The sequence below is a fragment of the Streptomyces sp. NPDC003036 genome (assembly GCF_040611175.1).
Lineage (GTDB): Bacteria > Actinomycetota > Actinomycetes > Streptomycetales > Streptomycetaceae > Streptomyces.
In genome coordinates, this window is the sequence record NZ_JBEXNO010000001.1 from 316,266 (window position 1) to 337,045 (window position 20,780).

14 protein-coding genes and 1 riboswitch are annotated in these 20,780 nt (G+C 73.6%); of the genes, 7 read left to right on the top strand and 7 right to left on the bottom strand.

Annotated elements, in window-relative coordinates:
• Positions 1–48 precede the first annotated feature (48 nt).
• The 3 genes from ABZX67_RS01515 to ABZX67_RS01525 all read left to right on the top strand — a co-directional run bounded on the left by ABZX67_RS01515 (position 49) and on the right by ABZX67_RS01525 (position 3,768).
• Positions 49–1,080: a PP2C family protein-serine/threonine phosphatase gene (locus tag ABZX67_RS01515; RefSeq protein WP_355352732.1), complete on the top strand. Its 1,032-nt coding sequence runs from the start codon at positions 49–51 to the stop codon at positions 1,078–1,080.
• A gap of 275 nt (positions 1,081–1,355) precedes the next feature.
• A riboswitch (cyclic di-AMP (ydaO/yuaA leader) is annotated at positions 1,356–1,492 on the top strand.
• A gap of 11 nt (positions 1,493–1,503) precedes the next feature.
• Positions 1,504–2,673, top strand: a complete 1,170-nt coding sequence (locus ABZX67_RS01520; protein WP_355352663.1) for a M23 family metallopeptidase — start codon at positions 1,504–1,506, stop codon at positions 2,671–2,673.
• Between the two features lie 144 nt (positions 2,674–2,817).
• A complete protein-coding gene (locus ABZX67_RS01525) occupies positions 2,818–3,768 on the top strand; it encodes an aldo/keto reductase (RefSeq protein ID WP_355352666.1) in 951 nt (316 codons plus the stop codon).
• 33 nt (positions 3,769–3,801) lie between these two features.
• On the opposite strand, the gene ABZX67_RS01530 is transcribed toward ABZX67_RS01525, so the two are convergent.
• The 4 genes from ABZX67_RS01530 to ABZX67_RS01545 form a co-directional block, all read right to left on the bottom strand.
• Positions 3,802–5,160, bottom strand: coding sequence for a PrsW family intramembrane metalloprotease (locus ABZX67_RS01530; RefSeq protein WP_355352669.1), 1,359 nt, complete (start codon positions 5,158–5,160; stop codon positions 3,802–3,804).
• A gap of 44 nt (positions 5,161–5,204) precedes the next feature.
• Positions 5,205–6,065 carry a tRNA (guanosine(46)-N7)-methyltransferase TrmB gene (gene trmB, locus ABZX67_RS01535; protein WP_355352672.1) on the bottom strand — a complete coding sequence of 287 codons (861 nt, stop codon included), beginning with the start codon at positions 6,063–6,065 and terminating at the stop codon, positions 5,205–5,207.
• Positions 6,066–6,144: 79 nt separating this feature from the next.
• Positions 6,145–7,353 (bottom strand): L-2-hydroxyglutarate oxidase, encoded by a 1,209-nt coding sequence (gene lhgO / locus ABZX67_RS01540; protein ID WP_355352675.1) that lies wholly within the window; start codon positions 7,351–7,353, stop codon positions 6,145–6,147.
• 69 nt (positions 7,354–7,422) lie between these two features.
• Positions 7,423–8,853 (bottom strand): MFS transporter, encoded by a 1,431-nt coding sequence (locus tag ABZX67_RS01545; protein WP_355352678.1) that lies wholly within the window; start codon positions 8,851–8,853, stop codon positions 7,423–7,425.
• Between the two features lie 710 nt (positions 8,854–9,563).
• Between ABZX67_RS01545 and ABZX67_RS01550 the strand changes: the two genes are divergently transcribed.
• A complete protein-coding gene (locus ABZX67_RS01550) occupies positions 9,564–11,654 on the top strand; it encodes an asparagine synthase-related protein (protein WP_355352681.1) in 2,091 nt (696 codons plus the stop codon).
• A gap of 38 nt (positions 11,655–11,692) precedes the next feature.
• Here ABZX67_RS01550 and ABZX67_RS01555 read toward each other — a convergent pair whose 3' ends face one another.
• Positions 11,693–13,600 carry a sigma-70 family RNA polymerase sigma factor gene (locus tag ABZX67_RS01555; RefSeq protein ID WP_355352684.1) on the bottom strand — a complete coding sequence of 636 codons (1,908 nt, stop codon included), beginning with the start codon at positions 13,598–13,600 and terminating at the stop codon, positions 11,693–11,695.
• 175 nt (positions 13,601–13,775) lie between these two features.
• Positions 13,776–14,597 (bottom strand): helix-turn-helix domain-containing protein, encoded by an 822-nt coding sequence (locus tag ABZX67_RS01560; RefSeq protein WP_355352687.1) that lies wholly within the window; start codon positions 14,595–14,597, stop codon positions 13,776–13,778.
• Between the two features lie 367 nt (positions 14,598–14,964).
• Here ABZX67_RS01560 and ABZX67_RS01565 point away from each other — a divergent pair, with 367 nt between their 5' ends.
• Both ABZX67_RS01565 and ABZX67_RS01570 read left to right on the top strand, forming a co-directional pair.
• Positions 14,965–16,365, top strand: coding sequence for an NAD(P)/FAD-dependent oxidoreductase (locus ABZX67_RS01565; protein ID WP_355352690.1), 1,401 nt, complete (start codon positions 14,965–14,967; stop codon positions 16,363–16,365).
• A gap of 174 nt (positions 16,366–16,539) precedes the next feature.
• Positions 16,540–18,207, top strand: a complete 1,668-nt coding sequence (locus ABZX67_RS01570) for a SpoIIE family protein phosphatase (protein ID WP_355352693.1) — start codon at positions 16,540–16,542, stop codon at positions 18,205–18,207.
• Here ABZX67_RS01570 and ABZX67_RS01575 read toward each other — a convergent pair.
• Complete coding sequence (locus ABZX67_RS01575) at positions 18,204–19,478, bottom strand: MFS transporter (RefSeq protein ID WP_355352735.1); 1,275 nt, start codon at positions 19,476–19,478, stop codon at positions 18,204–18,206. The two genes, ABZX67_RS01570 and ABZX67_RS01575, sit on opposite strands and share 4 nt — an antisense overlap.
• Before the next feature lie 130 nt (positions 19,479–19,608).
• On the opposite strand from ABZX67_RS01575, the gene ABZX67_RS01580 reads away from it, so the two are divergent.
• Positions 19,609–20,148, top strand: coding sequence for a MarR family transcriptional regulator (locus tag ABZX67_RS01580; RefSeq protein ID WP_355352696.1), 540 nt, complete (start codon positions 19,609–19,611; stop codon positions 20,146–20,148).
• The last annotated feature ends 632 nt before the right edge of the window (positions 20,149–20,780 follow it).

A 20,780-nucleotide genomic window follows, 5' to 3' on the forward strand; every position in this document is an offset into this window, starting at 1 on the left:
GCGCGACGCGCGAAGGTACGCCGCTTCCTCCGGGTGGTGCCCGTACTGATGATCGTCGGCGGGGTGGTGTTCGACCTGCTGACGCCGCCCCGGTTCACGGCCGTGCCGCTGTTCACCGCCGCCCCGCTCGTCGCCGCGCCGTTCTTCACCGTACGGATCACCCTGGTGGCCGGGGCCGCCGCCGTCCTGGCGCTGGTCGGGCTGCGCCTCCACAGCGGCACGCTGGACGAGGCCCCGTCGATCACGGAGCTCGTCACCCTGATCACGGTCTCGGCGTTCGCGCTGATGATCAACCGGGTCGTGCGGCGCAGCGGCGAGCGGCTCGCCTCCGCCCGTGGCATCGCCGAATCCGCGCAGCGCGCCGTGCTCCCGACGCCGGCCGAGCGGATCGGTGGCCTTCGGGTGGCGGCGCGGTACGAGGCGGCGCAGGCGGACGCGTTCATCGGGGGCGATCTCTACGCCGTGCAGGACACGCCCTACGGGGTGCGGCTGGTGGTCGGGGACGTCCGCGGGAAGGGGATGGGCGCGGTCGAGGCGGTGGCGGTCGTGCTGGGCGCGTTCCGGGAGGCGGCCGAGCAGGAGAGCTCGCTGGAGGGGGTGTCGCAGCGGCTGGAGCGGGCGCTCGCGCGGGAGGGGACCCGGCGCGACGGGCTCGACGCCTTCGAGGGCTTCACCACCGCCGTACTGGCCGAGGTGGCGCGCGGCGAGGCGGTGGTGCGGATCGTCAACCGCGGCCATCCCGAGCCGCTGGTGCTGTACGCCGACGGGGGCCTGGAGCGGCTGGAGCCGACCGAGCCCGCGCTGCCGCTGGGGATGGCGGACCTGGGGCCGTGGCCCGACCGCGCGGACGAGGTGCCGTTCCCGCCCGGGGCGACGCTGCTCTTCTACACGGACGGGCTTTCCGAGGCGCGGGACGCGAGCGGTGCCTTCTACGACCCGGCGGAGCGGCTGGCGGGGCGGAGCTTCGCGAGGCCGGGGGAGCTGCTGGACGCCCTGGTCGAGGACGTACGGCGGCATACGGGGGGCGGGGGGACGACCGACGACCTCGCGCTGCTGGCGGTGAGCAAGCCTCAGGGGTAGCGGGCCGGGGCGGCGGGAGCATCCGGGGCGGCCGGGCACGGAGGGTGATCGGTGTGGAGCCCTCCGCATAACATTTGACTAACCGTCAGAAAGTGTGGTGGGGCACACGGGGTGTGAGGGGTAGTCAACTTGGCTGCCTATGCCCGTTTGTGAGGCGGTATGCCGGGGGCTACGTGGTTAATGATCAGTAGGAACGGCTTGGAATCACGACCCCGCGTCTATTAACGTTCGATAACGCAGCGCGGTCGTCCCAGCCGACGCAAGAGCGACGGCACCGTGCGCGCGCGCCGAATTCCGCAAGGGAACCGGGGAACCACCACCTTGGGGTGAATCGGGCCGCATCGCCGGCCTGAAGGAGACCTTCCTGCTCCGAACCCGTCAGCTAACCCGGTAGGCGAGAAGGAAGGAAAGGAGTGCGCCCCCGTGGCGTCCAACAGGCCTGCCCCCGAAGCGCCGTCTGCTCCATCGGCCTCCCCGGCCGCCCCCGCCTCCCCGGCCCCCCACTTCGTCGACTCCTTCGGCCCGGGCCCCGGTTCCGGTGCGCCCGCGGAGGGCCAGTGGGAGGAGTGGAACCCCACCGAGGACACCGTCCGTCCCGTCCGTGGCCGCCACCGCGTGGTCAAGCAGCGCGGCGGGCTGGCCCGTAGCTCCACGGTCCTGGGCGTGGGCGTCATCGCGGCCGTCGGTGCCGGAGGGATGGCCACCGCGCAGGACAAGCCGGCGGTCTCCATATCCCTGCCCGACCTGTCCGGCGCGATAGCCGACAGCCTTCCGGACGCCGAGTCCATGCCGGGCATCGGCTCCCTGATCTCCGACGACGGTGCCGACGACGGTTCCGGCGGCGCCTCCGCGGACGCCCGGCTGACCGCCGCCGCGCCGCTGACCGCCGGGTCCCTCGCCGCCGACGACGGCCCCGCCGGGGACCGGGCCGAAGGCGGCGCGAGCGCCGGCGAGGCCCTGCGGGCGCGCATCCTCCAGCAGGCCGAGCAGCAGCAGGCGTCCGCGGACGCGGCGGCGAAGCTCGCGGCCGAGAAGGAGGCCGCCGAGCAGGCGGCCGCGCTGGCCAAGTCCCAGCAGACCGCCGCCGAGAAGGAGGCGGCCGCCGAGGCGAAGGCGAAGGCCGAAGCGGCGGCGAAGGCCGAGGCGGAGGCCGCGGCCAAGGCGGAGGCCGAGCGGCTGGCCAAGCTCGCCGGCAGCTACGCGCTGCCGACCTCCTCGTACACCATCACCTCCACCTACGGCCAGGCCGGCACCATGTGGTCCTCCGGCTACCACACCGGCCTCGACCTCGCGGCTCCCACGGGCACCCCGGCCAAGGCCGTGCACGGCGGCACCATCAAGTCGGCCGGCTGGTCCGGCTCGTACGGCTACCGGATCGTCCTGGAGCTGGAGGACGGCACCGAGGTCTGGTACTGCCACCTCTCCTCGATGACGGTGGGCGCGGGGCAGAAGGTCGCCACCGGCGAGACCATCGGGCGCGTCGGCGCCACCGGCAACGTGACCGGGCCGCACCTGCACCTGGAGGTCCACACGGCGGGCGGCGGCGGAGTGGACCCGCTGGCGTGGCTCCGCGGCAAGGGCCTGACCGTCTGAACCGTCTGACGGACTGACCGTCCGACGGCCCGCAGACTCCGGTGGCCCTGGCGTTCCACCCCCCGACGCCAGGGCCGCCGGTTCCTTCGCCCCATGGGCGGATGCCCGGAATACACCACCTCGGGTGGGGTGTTGAGGTATCGCATGACCTCACTTCCCCTTCGCAGGCTGGGTACGTCCGACCTCCACGTCTTCCCCCTCGGCCTCGGCGGCAACGTCTTCGGCTGGACCGCCGACGCCATGCAGTCCTTCGCCGTCCTCGACGCGTACACGGCAGCCGGCGGCAACTTCGTCGACACCGCCGACACCTACTCGTCGTGGGCCCCCGGCCACCAGGGCGGCGAGTCCGAGACGGTCATCGGTGACTGGATGGCCGCCCGGGGCAACCGGTCCGACGTCATCGTCGCCACCAAGGTCGGCGGCCACCCCCAGTACAAGGGGATCGGCGCCACCACCATCAAGGCCGCGGCCGAGCAGTCGCTGCGCCGCCTGCGGACCGACTACATCGACCTGTACTACACCCACGTCGACGACCCGGCCGTTCCGGTCGAGGAGTTCGTCTCCGCGCTGGACCAGCTGGTGAGGGAGGGCAAGGTGCGGGCCGTCGCCGCCTCCAACATCTCCGCCGAGCGGCTCCAGGAGGCGCTGGACTTCTCCGCGCGCGAGGGCCTCGCCTCCTACGTCGCGCTCCAGCCGCACTACAGCCTCGTCTCGCGCGACACCTACGAGGGCGCCCTGCGCGATACCGCCGAGCGGGCGGGGCTGTCGGCCGTGCCGTACTGGGCGCTGGCCTCCGGGTTCCTCACCGGCAAGTACCGGCCGGGCACGCAGGTCGACAGCGCGCGGGCCGAGGGCGCCGCCAAGCACCTCGCGACCGAGCGGGGCCGCGAGGTCCTCGCCGCGCTCGACACCATCGCCGGGGCGCGGGGGATCGAGGTCTCGAGCGTCGCGCTGGCGTGGCTGGCCGCGCAGCCGACCGTCGCCGCGCCGCTCGCCTCCGCCCGCACGGTCGAGCAGCTGCCCCCGCTGCTCGCGTCCGCGGAGCTGGCGCTCACGGCGGACGAGCTCGCCTTGCTGACGGCCGCGTCCGCGTAGCGGTGGTCAGGCTCGGCCCCCCCCCGGGGGGCGTCAGGCCCGGTACGGGTTGTAGCCGTCGTAGTCCCGGTGCGGAGGCGGCACCCACACCCGGCCCGTCGCGCGCGCCGCGTACGTCAGGGCCGGGCCCGCCAGCGCCTTGCGCTGCCACAGGTGGTGCAGCAGCTCCTGCTCCCGCGCGAGGAAGTCCGGACCCGCCGCACCCCGGCGGGCCCGGTGGCGCAGGAACGCCAGCGACGTCGCGAACGCCTCGTACTCGCCCACCGCCCGCGCCGCCCCCGGGCCGAAGGTGCGGGCCGCGTACGCGCGTGCCAGGCCGCGCGCCCGCATCGACGACAGTGCGAGCGGTTCGGTGGGCGAGAGCCAGCCGGCCGCCGCGTACGCGGGCAGCTCGCCGGATATGGTGCGCAGCTCGCGCTGGCGCGTCCAGATCACCAGCCACGTCATCAGCCCGAAGGCGGGCACCATGAACGCCCCGTAGACCGCGTAGAACCCCCAGGGCCCGAAGAACGACACCGAGCCGTTCCACATCGCGTGCACGCTCATCGCCAGCAGGAGCCCGAGCAGGGGCAGCGCGATGCGGCGCACGCGCTTGCGGCGCGCGCTGACGGCGGCGATGCCGAAGCCCAGGCCGGTGAAGACCGTGAACAGCGGGTGCGCGAAGGGCGACATCACGATCCGTACGAAGAAGGTCGCGGCCGTGACCGAGGCGAAGCCCGACGCCCCGAGCTGCTGGTCCTCCCCGAAGGCGTTCCCCAGGTAGAGGATGTTCTCGGTGAAGGCGAAGCCGGTCGCCGTGAAGCCCGCTGTCACGACGCCGTCGACCATCCCCGTGAACTCCCGTCTGCGGAAGAGGAACAGGAGCAGTACGGCGACGGCCTTCGCGGTCTCCTCCACCACGGGCGCTATGACCGTCGCGCCGATCGTGTCGGCGGCCGTCGGATCGGCGGTGGCGGTGGCTATCCAGCGGTGCGCGAAGGTGTTCGCGATGATGGCGACGAGCGCGGCGGCGAAGGCGCCCCAGGAGAAGGCGAAGATCATGTTCCGCCAGGGGGCCGGTTCCACCCGGTCCAGCCACCGGAACGCCGCCAGGAGCAGCGGCACCGGCAGCAGGGCGAGGCCGAGGCCCACGAGGAAGCCTTCCGTACCCGTCTGCTCCCGCACCAGCGCCAGGATCACCAACGCGCACAGCGCGAGCACGGTGAACACCGACCCCAGCCGCACCACCCGGCTGCGCCACAGGCGCCGCGGCTTGTAGCGCCAGCGGGCGCGCTCGGGCACGGCGTCGAACGACGGCTCGGGGTCGTACGCCGGGACGGCCGGGTGCGCTGCTTGCGGCGCGTGTGCCGGTTGCGCCGCGTGTGCCGGGGGCTGCGGGGACGAGTGGGTCACACAACGACCCTAACGAGGACCACTGACAGCCCGCGATGAGTTAGTTACGCCTGAGGGTCGGCCTGCGAGTCCGCGTGCGGGTCGGCCTGAGCAGCCGCGTGTTCGGCCCGCTCGGACAGCTCCGCCCGCTCGGCCCGTCGGAACAGCAGGTCGTGCACCACATGCCCCTTGTCCAGTCCCTGTCCCTCGAACCGGGTCAGCGGCCGGAAGGCGGGCCGGGGCGCGTAGCCCCCGTCGGCCTGGGTGTTCTCGAAGTCCGGGTGGGCGCTCAGCACGTCCAGCATCTGCTCGGCGTACGGCTCCCAGTCGGTCGCGCAGTGCAGCACGGCCCCGGGCTTCATGCGGGACGCGGCGAGGGTCAGGAACTCGGGCTGGATCAGCCGCCGCTTGTGGTGCCGCTTCTTGGGCCAGGGGTCCGGGAAGTACACGCGTACGCCGTCGAGGGCGTCGGGCGCCAGCATCTCGCGCAGCAGGATGATCGCGTCACCGTTGGCCACGCGTACGTTCGTCAGGCCGGCCCGGTCCGCGAGGGCGAGCAGATTGCCCTGGCCGGGGGTGTGCACGTCGACCGCGAGGATGCCGGTCGACGGGTCGTCGGCGGCCATCTGCGCGGTCGCCTCGCCCATGCCGAAGCCGATCTCCAGCACGACGGGCAGTCCACCGAACAGTTCGTCCAGGTCGAGCACCCGCTGTCCGTCGATGTCCAGCCCCCACCGGCTCCACAGCCGTCGCAGGGCGTCGGCCTGCCCGGGCGTGACGCGACTGCGCCGGGGCTGGAAGCTGCGGATCCGCCGCTCGAAGTGCGACCCGGCGGGATCGGGCGCGGGACCTTCGGGGAAGCGGGGCTCGCCCTTGGGCCGGAAGGACACGGCGGTTTCCACGGCGGATTCACGGATCTCAGACACAATGCCCCGATTCTACGGCCCCGGCCCCGAGGGACGGCAGGGCCGAAGGCCCCCACGGTCCTGGCCGCGGGGAACGGGGCTACCGCAGCTGCGCCAGCGCGCGCCGCGCCACCTCCCGGCCGATCGGCAGGGAGGCGGTCGCCGCCGGCGACGGGGCGTTCAGCACGTGGACCGTGCGCGGCGCCTCCTGGATCAGGAAGTCGTCGACCAGCGTGCCGTCGCGCAGGACCGCCTGCGCCCGGACGCCCGCCGGGGCCCGGCGCAGGTCGCCGGGGCCGATCGCGGGCAGCAGGCGCCGCACCGCCTCGGTGAAGGCGCGCTTCGACGCCGACCGGCGCAGCTCGCCGGCGCCGTACCGCCAGTGGCGGCGGGCGATGTGCCAGGAGCCGGGCCACGTCAGCGTCCCGGCCAGGTCGCGCGAGCGCACCGTGGACCAGCCGTACCCCTCGCGGGCCAGTGCCGGCACGGCGTTCGGCCCGACGTGGACGCCGCCGTCGATGCCCCGGGTCAGATGCACCCCGAGGAACGGGAAGGCCGGGTCCGGCACCGGATACACCAGGCCGCGCACCAGCTCCGGGCGGACCAGTTCGTAGTACTCGCCGCGGAACGGGACGATCCGCACGCCCGGCTCGTCGCCCGCCAGCCGCGCGACCCGGTCGCAGTGCAGGCCCGCGCAGTTCACCAGGGACCGCGCGCGGACGATGTCCCCGGCGGCCGTGCGGACGGCGACACCCCAGGGGCGCCGGTCGACGGCGGTCACCTCCGCGCCGTACCGGACGTCCGCGCCGGAGGACTCCGCCAGCTGGGCCGCCACCGCGCCGTAGTCGCACACGCCCGTCGTGCCGACGTGGATGGCGGCGAGGCCCCGCACCCGGGGCTCGTACTCGCTGATCTGCGCCGGGCCCAGCTCCCGGACCGGAATGCCGTTCTCCCGGCCCCGCTGGACCAGCGCGTGCAGCCGGGGCAGCTCGTCGCGCTCGGTGGCGACGATCAGCTTGCCCGTGACCTCGTACGGCAGGCCGTACTCGGCGCAGAACTTCACCATCTCGGCCGCGCCGCGCACCGCGTACCGCGCCTTGAGCGAGCCGGGGCGGTAGTAGATGCCGCTGTGGATCACGCCGCTGTTGCGCCCGGTCTGGTGGCGGGCGGGACCGGTCTCCTTCTCCAGCACCACCACACGCGTCCCGGGCGCGGCGCGCGTGAGGGCGTACGCCGTCGACAAGCCGACGATCCCGCCGCCGATCACGAGCACGTCACAGTCGTATTTGCCGTCGCCGTACGCGGACACCGTGCCACCTCCCACCCCAGATAGTGCACTGGCCCACTGACAATGCGCCCAAACCTGGGGAGGCGAAGGTCACGCCGGGGTCATCAGCAGCGGCCGGGCCCGCTCGCGCAGCTCCACCACCCGGGGCTCGTCGCCGTACGGCTCCAGCCGGTGCAGCAGGTCCCGTACGTACTCGGTCGTACGGGCCGACGATATGCGCCCGGCCACCTCCACCGCGCGCGTGCCCGCCGCGCACGCCGCGTCCAGGTTCCCCGACTCCAGCTCGGCGACCGCGCTCACCACCAGCCGCAGGCCGTGCGAGCGGACGTACTCCTCCGTGGGCCGGGACAGGGCCTGCTCGGTGAACCTGCGCACCTGACGCGGCGCCTTCAGGTCGCGGTAGCACTCGGCGGCGTCCGCGCAGAACCGGTCGTACGAGTAGAAGCCCAGCCACGTCGGGTCCGCGTCGCCCTCCCGTGACCGCTCCAGCCACCCCTCCGCCGCCTTGAGCGCCGCCCCGGCCGCCGCCGCGTCGCCCGCCTTGGCGTGCGCCCGCGCCTCCACCAGCCGGAAGAACGACATGGTCCGGGCCGTCGCGAGCCCCCGGTTGCGCTCCAGCGCCGCCTGCGCCAGGTCCACGCCCTCGTCGGCGAAGCCCCGGTAGGTGGCCTGCAGCGACATCGACGCCAGCACGTACCCGCCGAGCGGCACGTCCGCCGCCGCCCGCGCGAGCCGCAGCGCCTGGATGTAGTACCGCTGGGCCGCCTCCTGCTGGCCCGTGTCGAACGCCATCCAGCCCGCCAGCCGCGTCAGCTCCGCGGTCGCCCCGAACAGCGCCCGGCCGACCTCGTCCGAGTACGAGCCCAGCAGCAGCGGCGCGGCGTCGACCCGCAGGCACTCCGGCACCATCGACGAGCGCCAGTCCCCGCCGCCGTACTTGGAGTCCCAGCGGCGCGCGTCCTCCGCCGCCTCGCGCAGCTTGGCGACATCGCTGTGGCCCACGCGCACCTGCCCGGTCCCGTCCGGCCCGTCGCCCGGCGGCACCGACCGCTCCACCGACGAGTCGGCGGGGGTGATCAGCCAGCGGGACGCGGGCGTCGCGTACGCGCTCACCGCGAAGGAGCCGGCCAGCGACTGCCAGATCCCGCCGCCGCCCGCCCGCCGCCCGGCCAGATCCAGCCGGTACAGCTCGGTCGCCGACTTCACCGCCTCGCCGACGTCGCGCGGGAAGGCGAGACCGACCTCCGGCGCCGGGTCGGCGTCCGCCAGGCCGATCTCGTGCAGCGGCACGGGACGACCGAGCTTCTGCCCGATCGCGGCCGCGATCAGGTGCGGCGCGGCGCCCTGCGGCACCATGCCCTTCGACACCCACCTGGCCACCGACGTCTTGTCGTAGCGCAGCGTCAGACCGCGCTGCGCCCCGAGGTCGTTGACCCGCCGGGCCAGGCCGGCGTTGCTGATTCCCGCGAGGGCGAGAACGGTGCCGAGCTTCTCGTTCGGCCCGCGTTGCTCCCTGGACATGCGCCACCCCTCGACACCCAGACGGCCGCCGCACGCCAGGCATAGGCGCGCGGCATTCGTAAACCCAGCGTAGTTCGACGGATCCCGACCGTTAAGAGGCAGTGTTCCGTATGGCGAGATTGTTGTGCGTACGGGCGGATGGCGAGGAGCGTGCGGTGTTCCGGACGCGCGCCCGCGACCCCGCCCCCATGCTCCGGCCGTGTGGCCGTGCGCCCGCCCGTGCGCTCTGGCCCTGCTCGGAGGGTGAGGACTTCCATAGGGCCTGCGTGGGTCGGCCCGCTGCGTACTGGAACCAGTGGGCTGGGGGACACCGCCGCCTCATTCCCCGCGGGCGGCGGACCGGTCCGGGAGGCGAAGGGCGCCTCCCGGGCCGTCGATCCGTAGTGAGCCGTGCGTACGGAACCGTACGTAGGGAGCCATGCGCACGGACCTCCGTACGGATCCGATGTCGTGCGTACGGATCCGGTCCGAAGCCGGTACCGGGTCTGTACGGATGCGGACCAGATTGGCTGGATGATGCCCGTCGTCGAGTCGGCCGAACCATCGTCGGAACCGTCGTCCCCACCGTCGTCATAACCATTGTCATATCGCCCATGCCAGGGGCGCGTTCCTTTTCCCGGGCGCGCGCCTGGGAGCCCTCCTGTGCGCCGTTGTCGTGGCAGCATGTCCTCATCGAATGCTGATGTTGTCCACAGGCGGTGGAGGCGGCGATGCGGTGGCTGGTGGGGTGGAGCAGTATCGCCGCGAGCTTCGGTACGGCGGGTGCGGTAGGAGGGGACGACGACGGACGCACCGTGCACCCCGTCGGCGCCCAACTGCTGTGGGGTGACCCGGATCCGCTGTGGGCGGTGGGCGACTGGCGCCCCGACGAGGTGCGGATCATCACCGTCGACCCCTGTACGCGCCTTGCCGTGCTGGGCTGTTGCGCCGCCAGCGACGAGCAGCTCAGGGTCGGGCTGTTCGCGGCGCGCGGCGGCGCCATGCGCCACCTCACCGCGTGGCCGGGAAGCTACACCGCCGTCGTGCAGACCGGGCGGCGCATCATCGTCGCCGGCGACCTGGCAGGGGCGCGCCCGGTGTTCCACACCCCGTGGGCCAACGGCACGGCGTACGCGACCGCCGCCCTGCCGCTCGCCGACCTCATCGAGGCACAGCTCGACATCGGCCACCTGGCGGCGCTCCTCGCCTGCCCCGAAACGCCCGAGGCGCTGCGCGACTCCACGCCGTACGCCGGGGTGAAGCGGGTCCCGCCCGGACACGCGCTCGTGTTGCGCGAGGGCTCCCGCGAGATCACCGGCTACGAACCGGTCGCCTCGCTCGCCGTCGAGGGCCCCCGCATCGACCCGGACCGCGCCGTGGAAGGCGTACGGGAAGCGCTGGTCGAGGCGGTACGGGCCCGGCTCACGGCACCCCGGCACGCCCCCGAAACCCCGCTGCCCGACCCGGGGCCCGTGCCCGGCATGGGGCCCGCCGAACGGCGCGCCGCGCGCGGGGCGCCCGCTCCGGGCATCGGCGCCGACCTGTCGGGCGGCAGCGCGTCCAGCACCCTGGCGCTGCTCGCGGCGGGGCTGCCCGGCGCGCCCGGCACGATCCTCGGACACGGCACGGGCGCCGGGGAGCGGCTGCTCGCCGTCACCTTCAACGACCTGGCCACGGGCGGCCACGACGACGAACTGGAACGGGCCCGGCTCATCGCCGAGAACCCCCGCCTCCACCACGTGGTGGTCGCCGCGGGCGAAGAGGCCCTGCCGTACCTGGAGTTGGAAGGTCCCCTGACCGACGAACCGGGCCCCTCCCTGGTGGCCGCCGCACGGCACCGGCGGCGCCTCGCCGCGGGCAGCGCCGACCACTTCACCGGGCACGGCGCCCGCCAGGTCCTGGACGCCCATCCCGCGCGCCTCGCCGACCTGTTGCTGGACCGCAGACGCCGGCACCTGCTGCGGCCGGTCACCGCGCTCGCCAAGGCCGCCGGGCCCTCGGCGGGCTCCCTGCTGGTGCCGCTGACCGTCTACCGCGCGGCGCGCAAACTGGCCCGTACGCCCTACCGCGCAGGCCTGGAGTCCGCCGCCGACGGGCTGCTCGCGGCGAACCGGACCGCGTCGGCCGTGACGGGACCTCTGGACGCCTCCCTCTCCGCGCTGGCCTGGTCCCGGCCGGGGCCCGCCGCGCGCTGGCTCACCGGCGAGGCGCTCGCTGAAGTATCGGTTCGCCTGGGGCAGGCGGCGACCCGCCCGACGTCCGTCCAGCGGCCGGGCGAGGCACGCGCGCGTGCGGCCCTGGCGCGGCACGCGGCGGACCACCGCATCCTGGAGCAGGCCGCCGAGATCCGCAGCCAGCGGCTGCACGCCCCCTTCCTGGACAACCAGGTCGTACGGGCCTGCCGCGACCTTCCCGAGTCGCTGCGCGTCCAGCCCGGCGCCCGGGCCGCGATCCTGCGCGCCGTGCTCGCGGGCGCCGGTATCCGCGATCTCCCGCCCGGCTGGGGCGCGCCCTCCCACGCGCCGTCGGCCGCCGCCACGCGCGCGGGGCTGCGCCTCGCCCTGCCGCAGCTGATGGCCCTCTTCGAGGCACCGCTGCTCGCGGACGCGGGCCTGATCGAGGCCCGGGTCGTCCGCAAGGCGCTGCGCGCCGCCTCCGAGGGCGAAGCGCTGCCCCTGGACGGCCTCGCCGACCTGGTCTCCACGGAGTTGTGGCTGCGCCGCCTGATCGCCCGCCGCGGTACCTGCTGGACCGGTACGGCGGCGCCCCGGCAACGCGCGGTGGCGGCGGGGGTTCCGCCGCGGCCGACACTGCGGTCGTGACGTGACGCGGCATGGCGTGACCTGGTCGGGCCCGACCGTCAGCCGCAGCTGATCCGCGACTCGGCCCAGTCGACCGGGGCCACCGCGCCGAGGGGCGTGCCGGGGTCCGGCTCGACGACGAGCCGGATGGTGCGGTGCCCGGCGATGGGCACGCGCGCGGACACCGCCGCGTCGCCGCCACGCACCACCGGCGACCGCCACAGCCGCACGCCCCCGTCCCCGTACACGGAGAACCGCGCCGCGCCCCGGCCCAGCGCCATGTCGTCGACGCCGACGAAGGCGTCGTACGTCGAGCAGCGGCGGTTGAGGTCGATGGCGACGGACGACCGCGCGTGCACGGTCACGCCGTGGCCGTACCGCTTGCCGCCGATCGACATGCCCCAGCGCTGCCACAGCCAGCTCGACTCGAGCAGCCGCACCTCGGGGCGGGTGTGGTCGCCGTAGAGGCTGTAGTGCAGCGTGTTGACCTGGTACGTGGTGGACGCGGGCGGCGGAGGGGGTGTCGGCTTCGGTTTCGGGGGTGGGGTCGGCTTCGGGGCCGGGGGTGCGGGTTTCGCCGGTGTGGGTGTCGGCGTCGGTGGTGGCGTACGGACCGGCGCCGGGGGCGGGCTGGGCGTGGGCGTCGGCGTGGGTGCCGGGGACGGAATCGGGGTCGGCTTCGCGGGGGCGGGCCGGGGCGCAGGCTCCTCGCGCGGGACGACCGGTTCCGCCTTCGGGGGCCTCGCCTGCGGCTGCGGCGCCGGCTTCGGGTCGCCCGACAGCGCCCAGACCAGCCCCGCGGTCGCCGCGACGGCCAACGCGGCCCCGATCCCGGCCTTCGCCGGAGCCCCGAGCCCCTCGGCGGCGGCCCCACCGACGGCTCCGCCGGCCCCGGCTCCCGCCCCGGCTCCCGCGCGGGCTCCCGCGCCGGTGGCCGCCGCCGCGGCTCCGGCCGCGCCCGCCGCCCCCGCCGCGCCGCCGGCCGCCACGACGCCGGCCGCCTTGAGGGACGCCCCGGCGGCGAACCAGCCGATGACGGCGACCGGCAGCAGCGCGGGGATCCCGGCGTTGACCTGCTCCAGCTCCCCCGCGGCCACGCGGCACTTCGCGCACTCCTCCAGGTGCCCACGCAGCCCCCGCTCGGCGCGCATCCGCAGCCCGCCCCGGGCGTACGCCCCCAGCCGGTCGGCGTACCGCGCGCAGTCACCGCCGGACGTGAGCGCCCGGCTCACGTGCGCCTGGAGGTAGGCCTGCTTGAGCCCTTCGCGGGCGCGGCTGGCCAGCACCGCCGTGGCGTTGGGGGTCAGCCCGAAGAGCGGCGCCACCTCGCTCGGTGACTCCTCCTCGACCGTCGTGTGCCACAGCACCGCCTGCCACCGCTCGGGCAGCGAACGGAACGCCCGCATGGCGAGCGAGCGCTCCGCCTCCTGCATCGCCCGCACGTCCGCACCGAGTTCGAGGGTGTCCTCCTCGGACACCTCCGCCGTACGCGCCGCCTGGGCGGCGAACAGCGCGAAGTCCTCGACGAGCTGCTCCCGCTTGGCGGTCTTCGTCCAGGCTGCCGCGACCCGCCGCACGGTCGTGAGCAGGTACGCCCGCACGGCGTGCTCCGGCCCCGCGCCCCCGCGCACGGCCTGGAGCGTCCGCGCGAACACCTCGGCGGTGAGGTCGTCGGCCGTGTGCCCGTCCCGGCAGCACGTGCGGGCGTACCGCCGCACCGCCTCGGCGTGGCGGCGGAACAACTCCTCGTACGCGCCGTCGTCGCCGGAGCGCATGCGCCGTACCAGCTCGACGTCCGACGGGGGAAGCTCGATCGGCGGAGGCAGCACGGACTCGGAAGCCTGGGAGGCCTCGGCGGATCCGGACCCCCCGGCGGACCCGCCGACGCGCTGCGCGGGCACACTCGCGCCGGCGTCCGCGCCGGCCACCCTGCCGCTCGGCGGCTCGTCGCGACCCTCACCGCTCATGGCGGAAGCCCCCGTACCACTGCTCGAACCCGAATAACCGGGCAAGCGTGCCACAGGGCCCGGCCCTGTCCGGGCCGTTGGCCCGTTGACCACTCATCCGGGGAACCGGCCCGAATCGGCGCACGAGCCCTCACCCGTTCGGGTGCGGCGCGGGTGCGGATTCGGGCGCCCGCCGCTACGCGGGCCGGGAGCGGAGCCCCTCCAGCAGGATGTCCAGGAGCCGTGCCGACGCCGCGCTCTGCTGGGCGGCGTCCGGCAGCGAGGGCGCCGCCGTCGCGATGACCAGCAGGACGTCGGCCACGGTCACGTCACCGCGCAGCTCGCCCGCCTCACGCGCCCGCTCGACGAGCCGGCCCACGACCTCCAGCAGCTCCGCCGCGCCCGGGTCGTCCAGCTCCGCCACCGGCACCGCGCGCTGGTGCGGAACCCGCGAGTCGCCGAGCTCACCGAGGTCACCGAGCTCTCCCAGCCCGCCGAGGTCACGCGGCCCACCGAGCCCGTCGGCCTGGGGCGCGTCGTCCACGCCCACCCGCAGCACGTGCGGCGGCAGCAGCCGCCCGGCGCCCGAGGCCACCGACGTACGCAGGAAGCGGGAGAGCGCCGACCAGGGGTCCTCCTCCTGGCCCAGCGCCGCGCGCGCCTGCTCGGTCAGCCGGGCGGTCTCCTCCTCGGCTATGCGGCGCACCAGCACGTCCTTGCTCGGGAAGCGCCGGTAGACCGTGCCGACGCCGACCCTGGCCCGGCGTGCCACGTCCTCCATCGGCGCCCCGTACCCGAGCTCGCCGAACACCTCGCGGGCCGCCCGCAGGACGTGCTCCAGATTGCGCTGCGCGTCCACGCGCAGCGGCGCCGTACGACCGGTCGAGCCGGCCAGGGAGCCCCCGCCCGTCATGGCGCTCCCGCCGGTCACCGAGCGCCCGTCGGCCATCGCCCGTACGGTCCCGTCAGCCGACGACGACGTGACGACGGCCTGCAAATGCGAATCCTGAACATGCATGTGTTCCCCCGGTTATGACGTCTCCCCCCGGAGACTCCCCGCCCTGACGATCGGGGGCCGAACCCCTTGCTCAGGTCACGCGCAACGACCCGGACACCCCGACGACATACGAACATAGTTGAGTCGGGGTCAATTCAGAAGGGGCAGTTCCGTCCGGTGCGCCCCCCGATCGGAGCAAGGACCGGAACACTCCCGATTCCGGCCCCCCACACGACCCCGCCCCCACCCGCGCCGCCTCCCCTGACCTGCGCACCTTCCGGCCCGCCCGGCGCCCGCACCCCGCCGCGGCGCTCCGCGCCCGCCGCGTTCACCGGTCATACAAGTTGTCGGGCCTGTGGACAAACCCCGGCCCCCGTTGCGTCATGGGATGGTGACCGAACCTGTGCGCATTCTCGTTGTCGGCGGTGGCTACGTCGGGATGTACACCGCGCTGCACCTCCAGCGGCACCTCAAGGACCGGCTGAGAAGCGGCACGGCCCGGATCACCGTGGTCACGCCCGACCCGTACATGACGTACCAGCCCTTCCTCCCCGAGGCGGCGGCCGGCAACATCTCGCCCCGCCACGTCGTGGTCCCGCTCCGCCGCGTCCTCGACCGGTGCCAGATCCTCATCGGCGAGGCCACGGCCGTCGACCACGCCAAGCGCACCGCGACCGTCACCACCCTCGCCACCGAGGAGGAGGGCGCGGGCCCGGTCGAGATCTCTTACGACGAGCTGGTCATCGCGCCCGGCTCCATCTCGCGTGCCCTTCCGGTCCCGGGCCTCGCCGACTACGGCATCGGCTTCAAGACCGTCGAAGAGGCGATCGGCCTGCGCAACCACGTCATCGAGCAGATGGACATCGCCTCCTCCACCCGCGACCCCGCCATCCGCGACGCGGCCCTCACCTTCGTCTTCGTCGGCGGCGGCTACGCCGGCGTGGAGGCCCTCGGCGAGCTGGAGGACATGGCCCGCTACACCGCGCGGTACTACCACAACATCAAGCCGGAGGACCTGAAGTGGGTCCTCGTCGAGGCGACGAACCGCATCCTCCCGGAGGTCGGCGAGGACATGGGCCGGTACACCGTCCGCGAGCTGCGCGCCCGCAACATCGACGTACGGCTCGAAACCCGCCTCGAATCGTGTGAGGGCCGCGTCGCCGTCCTCAGCGACGGCACCCGTTTCCCCACCCGTACGGTCGTGTGGACGGCGGGCGTCAAGCCCGCACCCGTCCTCGCCGCGACGGACCTGCCCCGCAACGAACGCGGCCGCCTCTCCTGCACCCCGTTCCTCACCGTCAAGGGCGTCGAACACGCCTGGGCGGCCGGGGACGCGGCGGCCGTACCGGACGTCACGGCCGAGGAGGAGGGCAGGGAGTGCGCCCCCAACGCCCAGCACGCCGTACGCCAGGCCAAGGCCCTCGCCGAGAACCTCGCCGCCTCCCTCCAGGGCCGGCCGCTCAAGCCGTACGCCCACAAGTACGCCGGCTCCGTCGCCTCCCTCGGCCTGCACAAGGGCGTGGCGCACGTCTACGGCCGCAAGCTCAAGGGCTACCCCGCCTGGTTCATGCACCGCGCCTACCACCTCAGCCGCGTGCCGACGTTCAACCGCAAGGCACGCGTGCTGGCCGAGTGGACGCTGGCCGGGCTGTTCAAGCGCGAGATCGTCTCCCTCGGATCGCTGGAACACCCGCGTGCCGAGTTCGAACTCGCCGCCGGGCCACCGCCGCCCGACCCCGACGAGGTCGCCGAGGGCGGAACCGCGGACGGCGCGCCGAAGTCCGACTGACGTACGGCACGTCCCGCAGGCACCACACGTACCGCACGTACTGGCTGACGCAACGGCCGACGCCATTGTCAGTGCGCTCGGTCACACTGGACGTGTGACCATAGGTGGGCTCACACCTGCACAGAGTGACCCAGCGACCCAGCACGGCACCGACACCACGAGGCATACAGATCCGTGAACTTCACCCGTTGGAGCGCCCGGCTCCCCGGTACGCAACGCCGCGCCGCCGCGCGCGGCACCGACCCTGGGGTCGCGCCGGCGCAGCGCGGGGACGGCTCGGTCCCCGCCGCGCGCGGAGAGTCGGGCACGGGTGAGCCCGGCCGCCGACCGGAGCCCCTGCCCGACGGCGTTCCCGCCCTGGAGGACTTCTCCGTACGGGAGATCCTCAGCCGCCTGCCCGGCCTGGTCGCCGTCGCGTACGGACCCGAACACCGCATCGCGTACGTCAACGACGCCTATGCCACCGCCTTCGGCCACCGCGCCCCCGGCACCACCCTCGCGGCCGGCTGCCCGGAGCTCGCCGAGCTGGGCCTGCTGCCGCTCATGGACCAGGTGCTGCGCAGCGGGAAGCCCCGTACGGTCAAGTCGCGCCGCACGCACGGCGGTTCGTACACGGTCACCTGCCTCCCCGTCGACACGCCCGGCCACGAGGGCGGCGGGGTCCTGGTCCACGCCGCCGACGTCACCGACCACGCCGACGCCGCGGCCCGGCTCCGCGCCAGCGAGCGCCGCCACCGCGAGACCGCCGTCACCCTCCAGCGCTCCCTCCTCCCGCAGGAGCTGGAGCAGCCCGACGACCTGCGCGTCGCCGCCACGTACCAGCCGGGAGGCACGGACGCGGCGGTCGGCGGCGACTGGTACGACGTGATCACCCTGGGCGCCGGCCGCACCGCCCTGGTCATCGGCGATGTGATGGGCCGCGGTGTGCGCGCGGCGGCCGTCATGGGCCAGCTGCGCACGGCCGTACGCGCGTACGCCCGCCTCGACCTGCCGCCCCACGAGGTGCTCCAGCTCCTCGACGGACTCGCCTCCGAGATCGACGCCAGCCAGATCGCCACCTGCGTCTACGCGGTCCACGACCCCAACGAGGGCCGTCTCGTCTACGCCTCCGCCGGGCACCTCCCCATCCTCGTCAGAGACGAGGACGGCACCGTACGCCGCGCCGACGAGCCGACCGGACCGCCGCTCGGCACCGGCGGCTGGCTGCACACCTCCGGAACCATCGCCCTCCCGCCCGGCTCCACCGCCGTCCTCTACACCGACGGCCTGGTCGAGCGGCGCCGCGAGGACATCGACGAAGGCGTCGCCGCCCTGGAGCGCGCCCTCTCCGGCGCCACCGGCAGCCCCCAGGTCGTCTGCGACCGCCTGCTGCGCTCCCTCGGCGTCACCGCGGAGCACGACGACGACGTCGCCGTCCTGGTCCTCCAGCACCCGACCCGTACGGGCCCGGACGCGGAGCTGTTCCACAACGCCGCGCTCGACCTGCTCGGCGGCGTGGAAGCGGCGCCCCGCGCGCGAGCCTTCGCCTCCGGGGTGCTCTCCAGCTGGCGCTTCCCGGTCGAGCTGCGCGACCTGGGGGTGCTCGCCACCAGCGAGCTGGTCGCGAACTCCCTCCAGCACGGCACCCCGCCGATGCGCCTTCGACTCCGCCGCACCGACCGCCGCCTGATCATCGAGGTGACGGACGGGGACGACCACCTGCCGCGCCGCCGCCGCGCCGAAACGGAGGACGAGGCGGGTCGTGGCATCTCGATCATCGCCACGATCGCCTCGTCCTGGGGCAGCCGCCGCACGCCGGGAGGCGGCAAGGCGGTCTGGTGCGAGTTCGCGCTGCCGGGTTAGACGGCGGCCTCCACCGCTTGCCCGGGCTTGTGCCGGGCGACCACCCGGGACTTCGCCACGAGGTACGGGTGGTCCTGCGCCGGGGTGAGCTTCTTGCCCAGCCGCAGGGCCAGCACGGTGATGCCCAGCGAGAAGAGCACGAAGGTCACGATGTACGGGCCGTGCAGCGCGGCCCCCATGGGCCCGCCCACGGCCGGGCCGACGGCCAGCGCGAGCTGCTTGACCAGCGCGAAAGCCGAGTTGTACTGCCCGACCATCGACTCCGGCGCCAGGTCGGCCACCAGCGGCGCCACGGTCGGCGACAGCATCGCCTCGCCGAGACCGAAGAGGCCGTACGTCGTGATGAACGCGGCCGTCGCCATCGTCTGGCTGCCGTGCCCGAGCCCGGCGTACCCCGCGAAGAGCCACGCCACGGTCCAGATCAGCCCGACGGCCGCGATCATGCGCGTCCGCCGGCGCCGCTCCACGAAGCGCAGCACCAGGAACTGGGCGACCACGATGACCGCCGTGTTCGCGGCCAGGGCCAGGCCGAGCGCCGACGGCTCGATCCCGGCGGCCTCCGTGCCGTACGCCGCGAGGCCCGACTCGAACTGCCCGTAGCAGGCGAAGAACAGCACGAACCCCAGTACGCACAGCTGCACCATGGCCCGGTGCCCGAGCAGCGCCCGTACGCCGCCGCCCTCGGTCTGCGGCCGCGCGTCCGCGATCGACGGCGTACGCGGCATCCGTACGGTCGCGGCGATCGCGGCCAGCACCAGGAACATCGCCGCCTCGATGGAGAACAGCAGCAGGAAGCTGTCCGGACGGCTCTCGTCGACGAGCTGCCCGCCGATCAGGCCGCCGATGCCGAGCCCGAGGTTCTGCAGGAAGAACTGCACGGCGAACGCGCGTGTGCGCGTCGACGTGGAGGAGCACCACACGATCATCGTCGCGAGCGCGGGCTGCATCACGGCCGTACCGGCACCCAGCAGGGCGGCGGCCAGTACGACGGTGGGCACGCTGCCGGCCAGGCCCATGCCCAGCGCCCCGACGGCGGCCAGCAGCGCGGCGCCGACCAGCACGGGAAGCGGCCCGCGACGGTCGATGGCCCGCCCGGTGAAGGGCAGCACGACGAGTGCGGCCATGGCGAAGACGGCCAGCACGACACCCGCCGTGCCGGCGCCCAGGTTCCGCACCTGAGCCACATACACATAGAGATACGGAACGGTGAACCCGAGCCCGAACGCACTCAGCACGTTCCCTGCCTGGATCCGGCGCATCGCAGCGCCCATCGCCTTGGACACACTCACCTACTTCGGTTCGCGAGGTCTTACCTCGGAAGACTTCAACACTAAAGTTCGATCCTTAACTCTACACAGGGAAGGACTTCAACGCCAAGCCGTGCCATGGGATACTCCGGTCATGTCCGCAACGCAGGAGCCGACCCTCGACGAACAGATCGCCGCCTACCAGCGCGAATTCCGCGACCTCGACCCCCAGGTCGAGAAGGTGGTCTCGGCGCTGGGCCGGTTGAACCGCCGCATGAACGTGGCGTACGGCCGCCAGGTCGCCGAGCTCGGCATCAGCAACGCCGAGTGGGAGGTCCTCAAGCACCTCGTCCTCTCCGGCGCCCCGTACCGCCTGGGCCCCGGCGACCTCGCCAAGCGGCTCGGCCTCACACCGGCGGCCATGACGCACCGCATCGACCGCATGGCGGCCGACGGCCTGGTCACGCGGGACCGCGACGAGACCAACCGGGTGCGCGTCATCGTCGAGCTGACGGACGAGGGCCGCGCCAAGTGGCTGGAGGCGATGCGCATGGCGACCGCCTTCGAGGAGGAGCTCCTCCAGGACCTGTCGAGCGAGGAGCGCGGCGTGCTGGGGGAGCTCCTGATCCGCGTCCTGCGGCGGGTCGAGCACGCCCAGCCGGACGCGGGCGGCCGGCTGACCGACCTCGAGTAGAGGTCACTTGACACACCCCTGGCCGATCCGTAGGGTTCTTCGAGTTGTCACGGAGCCGGAACGGTTCTGCGACAGCCGATCCCGCCGCGAACGCGGCAACCAAACCCAGCACGATCTCCCGAACGGGACGCATTTTCGGCATGCCGAAATGCATTTCGAAAGACTCGATTATGAGCCGCCCGGGAAATCCGCTAGAGTTTGAAACGTCGGAACGGCCCAACGGGTCGGGAAGACAATCCCGCTGACTGGGAATCAGGCCCGAAAGGATCTGATAGAGTCGGAACCGCCGGAAAGGGAAACGCGAGAGCGAAGAACGGCCCGGCAGCCCGCTCCAGCGGGTGGCGGAAACGGAAAACGGATCTGCTAAGCTGGAAACACGAAAGACCGAAGGGAAGCGCCCGGAGGAAAGCCCGAGAGGGTGAGTACAAAGGAAGCGTCCGTTCCTTGAGAACTCAACAGCGTGCCAAAAATCAACGCCAGATTAGTTGATACCCCGTCCATCTTCGGATGGCGAGGTTCCTTTGAAAAGTCCTTCCATTTGGAAGGCACACAGCGAGGACGCTGTGTGCGATCGGGATTATTCCTCCTGGTCGCACCGCTCTCGTGGTGTCGTCCCGATTACGGGAAAACAT